This is a genomic window from Protofrankia sp. CiP1_Cm_nod2 (genome assembly GCF_920664355.1).
In the GTDB taxonomy this organism is placed as follows: Bacteria; Actinomycetota; Actinomycetes; order Frankiales; family Frankiaceae; genus Protofrankia.
Genome location: NZ_CAKKTL010000258.1, coordinates 3,089 through 7,404, shown reverse-complemented (window position 1 = coordinate 7,404; position 4,316 = coordinate 3,089). Strand labels below are relative to the sequence as shown.

5 protein-coding genes are annotated in these 4,316 nt (G+C 69.3%); 3 read left to right on the top strand and 2 right to left on the bottom strand.

The window, feature by feature from the left end:
- Positions 1 to 159 precede the first annotated feature (159 nt).
- The gene (locus NBW84_RS20985; RefSeq protein ID WP_047221120.1) at positions 160 to 435 is read right to left on the bottom strand and encodes an SCO4848 family membrane protein; all 276 of its coding nucleotides are present in this window, start codon (positions 433 to 435) and stop codon (positions 160 to 162) included.
- Positions 436 to 782: 347 nt separating this feature from the next.
- Between NBW84_RS20985 and NBW84_RS20980 the strand changes: the two genes are divergently transcribed.
- The 3 genes from NBW84_RS20980 (at position 783) to NBW84_RS20970 (ending at position 2,687) form a co-directional block, all read left to right on the top strand.
- Positions 783 to 1,256, top strand: coding sequence for a hypothetical protein (locus NBW84_RS20980; protein WP_250286652.1), 474 nt, complete (start codon positions 783 to 785; stop codon positions 1,254 to 1,256).
- Complete coding sequence (locus NBW84_RS20975) at positions 1,253 to 1,630, top strand: GNAT family N-acetyltransferase (protein ID WP_250286649.1); 378 nt, start codon at positions 1,253 to 1,255, stop codon at positions 1,628 to 1,630. The genes NBW84_RS20980 and NBW84_RS20975 overlap by 4 nt, the downstream gene beginning before the upstream one ends.
- A gap of 343 nt (positions 1,631 to 1,973) precedes the next feature.
- A complete protein-coding gene (locus NBW84_RS20970) occupies positions 1,974 to 2,687 on the top strand; it encodes a hypothetical protein (RefSeq protein WP_250286647.1) in 714 nt (237 codons plus the stop codon).
- Positions 2,688 to 2,717: 30 nt separating this feature from the next.
- On the opposite strand, the gene NBW84_RS20965 is transcribed toward NBW84_RS20970, so the two are convergent.
- Positions 2,718 to 4,316, bottom strand: a 1,599-nt coding sequence (locus tag NBW84_RS20965; protein ID WP_250286645.1) for an alkaline phosphatase family protein, incomplete at its 5' end; no start/stop codon positions are given.

The following is a 4,316-nucleotide window of genomic DNA, read 5'->3' as shown; positions in this document are numbered from 1 at the left end:
AGTGTCCCGTGATTCCGGATGGCTAAAGTCACGCTGAGCCATCTTCACTGGTCGCAGGCATGATCAGGACCTCGACCGCGTAAACGGGACAGCATCACGAGACTCCAGAAGAGTCTCGGACGACGCGAGCGTTTCAGGACAGCGGCCGTCTTCGGTGCGTCAACGACCCGAATTGATCAGCTGTTTGGACGGGGCGGCGTCACCGTTGCCGCGCTGGCGGGCCGCGCGAACGCCGCGGATGCCGAGCCAGCCGACCACCGAGCCGATCGCGAGGGAGACGACGGTCAGGACCAGGTGGACGGTGAAGAAGCCGGTCGGGCCGTCGTCCCAGGAACGATCATCCTTCCATATGTTCCGAAGGAAGTTCGGCCAGATCGCCCACGTCCACACACCCACCGCGATCAGGAACCAGGATGCCCGCTTCGAGAGAGTCACCCCACCAGCCTGGCATCCGCGGAGAGCTTGGTCTCTCCGCGAGGGCACGAGTTCGGACACGCTGATCGTCATAGGCTTTGACAACAGACATAACCCCGGCGGCTTGCCGCCTGAACGGTAGAGGCCATCCGGGGTCTCCGTCAGCCAGTTCAGAAGGCAGCGCACCGATGCCCGGCCCTCCGCCCCTGTCCCGCACCGCTTGGCTCTGCCGCAGGTTGAGTTCCGGGCGGCTCAGCCCCTACGAGCGTTGGCCGGCACTCCCCCGCCGGTCAGCGGCCGAGGGGCCGAGGGCGCTGCGGTCCGCCTCGGCGCAGCCAGATCTGAAGTAGTTCAGATATGATCGAGCCATGGTCGCCTCCAGCGCGCGAGTCTCCTTTCCGTACAGCGACCTCCTTCGCGAGCCCAAGCGCGTCCTCGCCTTCATCGATCAAGGAGAGGTCGTCGAACTCGCCCGGCGCGACGGCCCGAACCTGCGCATCGAACTGGCGGACAGAGCCGCCGACGTCGAAGAGGCCCTGGCAATCACCGCCCGTATCCTGCGCGCCATACTGCATGAACCCGCCGCCAGGGAGGTGCTCGAAGGCATCCTCACCGAGGTCTTCCCCTGGATCGACCTGCTTCCCGACGACGAGCAGACCGAATGCGTCACCACCCTGCTGCGCAGACTCCAGGCCAGCGCGGAAGCGGGAGTACTCGGGCCTTTTACTCAACTTGTCCACGAGTGGCGCCAGACCGCCGCGATCCACGCCGACCCCCATCTGGTGGCCGAACTGTCCAGGCCGCTCCCGGGGGATGGCCCGGAGTTGATGCCACCACTATGACCCGCCGCGGAGACCGTGTCCCTCGTCCCGCCGATCCCGACAAGTGGGACCTGTACGCCGCCGACAACAACGCGGGCCTCAAACATCCCATCGGCTGCGTGGGACTCGCACCCCGCCCGCCTGCCAGCACCGCGGAGATCAAACGTCTCTACGTACGTCCGACGCATCGTGGCGGGATCGGACGCGTCCTCATGGAACACGCACACCAGCACGCCGCACGACACCGCTTCACCCGCCTGGTCCTCGACGCCCTGCCCACCCGTACGGCCGTCATCAGCTTCCACCGCCGCCTCGGCTACACCGACATCGAGCCCTACGACACCGAATCACCGATCCCCATGATCTATATGCAACGGCCCGTCACGCAGACATAATCATCCACAGATCTTGGCAATTTCTCACAAGTTCGGCCAGATGGCCCACGTCCACGCGCCGACCGCGACCAGGAACCACGAAGCCTGTTTCGACACAATCACCCCACCAGTCCAGCGTCCACGGGCAGCCGTGGTCTCTCAGTACGGGGCGCGAGTTCGGACACACTGACCGCCATAGGGTGTGACCGACAGATATCACTATCCACAGCCACCTGCGAGCGTGTGCCGCGCTGTTCACCAGAACAGACAGAACGCCAGAACAGACAGAACCCCGGTGGCGTGCCGCCTGTGCGGTAGAGGTCATCCGGGGTCTCTTTCAGAAGCATAGAAGATCGGTACGTCGATGTCCAATCCCTTGTCCCCGTCCCAGGCCTCCCGGCTTCGCCGCGGGCTGAGCCCCGAACGTCTCGGCCCATACGAGCGGGCATGCGGCGATGACATCGTCAGCGCAATCGCCCTCTACGAGTGGAACGGCGCCGTCAGCGCCGGCTTCCACGAGGACCTGGGAGTGCTCGAGGTCGTGCTGCGCAACGCGCTTCACGACCAGCTCACGGCATGGCACCTGCACCGGCACAGTGCCAGCGAGTGGTGGGACGATCCGGCCGGGATCCTCGAAGCCCGGGGACATCAGGACGTCGTGGACGCCGGGTTCAGGATCCGACGTGACGGCAGGATCATCACCCCTGGTCGGGTCGTCGCCGAGCTGACCTTCGGCTTCTGGCGCTATCTCCTGTCCCGACGCTACGAGACGTCCCTCTGGACGCCTGTGCTCCGTCATGCCTTCCCGGGCCTTCGTCCTGCCCGGCGCGCGACCGTCTACGACCCGGTCAACAGACTTGTCCGGCTCCGCAACCGCATCGCGCACCACGAACCGATCCACAACCGGCCGTTGGAGCGGATGCACGCCGACCTGCTGCGCGTGGCCGGCTACCTGGACTCCGACGTCCGGGCATGGATTCAGGAGCGCAGCCGCGTACCCCGTCTCCTGCTCAGCCGGCCGGTCACGGAAGTACCCGTGCCACGGGAGCCGGCCGAGTCATCCGCCCGGCCTCGCTGACCAGCGCGTGTGAGCGCGAACCCGTCCGGGTCAGGTGTTCGTGGCGGCGGAGGGGGTGAGGTAGAGGAAGCCGTAGGCCTCGTCGCGGAAGGGGATGCCGGCGGCGCGCAGGGCCTCGTCCCAGTCGCCGGTGCGGGACGGGTCGGCGCCCTCGCTGCCGTGGTCCGCGGTCAGCAGGATGACGGTGTCGTCGGCGAGTCCGCGGGCTTCCAGCAGGTCGAGGAAGACTCCGAGGCGCCGGTCGGCGTCGGCCATCGACGCCCGGGACTGCGGCGAATACGGGCCGCCGCCGTGATGCCCGGTATCGGTCACCGTGGTGTTCCACCAGGTGAACGTGGGCGGCTCGGCGGCCTGCTCGCCCCACAGCTGGCGGATCTGCGCCAGGCCGAGCGCGTCCACCTGCGTCGACCAGGCGTAGTCCGGGTTGGCGGCGACCCACTCCTGGGTCGCGTGCGGGTCGTCCGCGGCGGACGGCAGATGCTCGCCCAGCCCGCCGGCGCCGGCAGCGCTGTTCATCGCCCGGACCAGCCCGAACGTCGAATACGTCGCGCCTCGGTCGATCGGCTCGTTGACGCAGGCCGTCGACACCCCGGGCCGGGCCGCGGCGATCGCCTCGAACACGGTGCGCACCCCCGGCCGCAGCTGCTCGCAGGCCAGATGCCAGGTGGACGCGTCGTTGGCGACGATCCGCCGGCCGGTCTCCCGGTCGAAGTAGGCGTTGTTGAGGATGCCGTGCCGCCCTGGGCCGACGCCGGTGAGCGCGCTGGTGTGGTTCGCCAGGGTCACGCTGGGGAACTCCGCGACCGCGCCGCCGGTGAGGGCGACGCCACGGGCCAGCAGGCGGGCGACCGCCGGCAGCTCGCCGGCGCCGGCCATGGCCAGCAGGTCGTTGCAGTTCACGCCGTCCCAGAGCAGGCCGACAACATGCCGGGCGCCGGGCACGCACAGTTCCGTCAGGGCCCGGCCGTCGATGCCGAGGTCAGCCGAACCGTTCCGGCCGGCCGGCCCGCCCGCGCCGGCCAGACCGTTCGCGCCGGCCAGACCGGCCAGATCGTTCAAGCCGGTCAGATCGTTCAAGCTGGCGGGGCGGGCCAGATCGTTCAAGCTGGCGGGGCCGGTGAGATCGTTCGAGCCGGTCGGATCGTTCAAGCCGGCGGGGCGGGCCGGGTCTGTCATGGACGCCCCGGCCAGGTAGGCCAGGGTCGGCGCGACGTCGACGACGCGGGCATGCCGGTCGAGCGGCCCTCGTCCGTGGACGCCGGCGCCGGACAGCAGCAGCGGCGCCCGGGACTGGCCGGCGTCCAGCGACCCGTGCTCGCCGAGATGCCCACCGCGTTCCGGCCAGTGATGTGCCGCGCTGTGCACGACGACGACGTCCGGCGAGCGGGCCGAATCGGCGAAGACGGACGCGAGCCGCACCCCGGCGAGCGGGTAGGAGTTGCGGGCGTTCGGCGGCGAGGGGTCCCTGAGCGCCTGCTCCAGCGGGACGCCGTGCATCGGGTCCCGCACGGCCACCGGGTCGCGCCCGCGCAGGACCTCCCAGGGGCCGTCGAGGCCGGTGGTCAGCGACAGCCGCGAGGCGCCGTCCGCGTTCGCGACGTGGAGCCAGCCGTCGTCGACCCAGGCGAC

Excerpts from the sequence above, each read along its gene's own strand:
- NBW84_RS20980 (WP_250286652.1), top strand. The coding sequence starts at position 783 with ATGGTCGCCTCCAGCGCGCGAGTCTCCTTTCCGTACAGCGACCTCCTT.
- NBW84_RS20975 (WP_250286649.1), top strand. The coding sequence starts at position 1,253 with ATGACCCGCCGCGGAGACCGTGTCCCTCGTCCCGCCGATCCCGACAAG.
- NBW84_RS20970 (WP_250286647.1), top strand. The coding sequence starts at position 1,974 with ATGTCCAATCCCTTGTCCCCGTCCCAGGCCTCCCGGCTTCGCCGCGGG.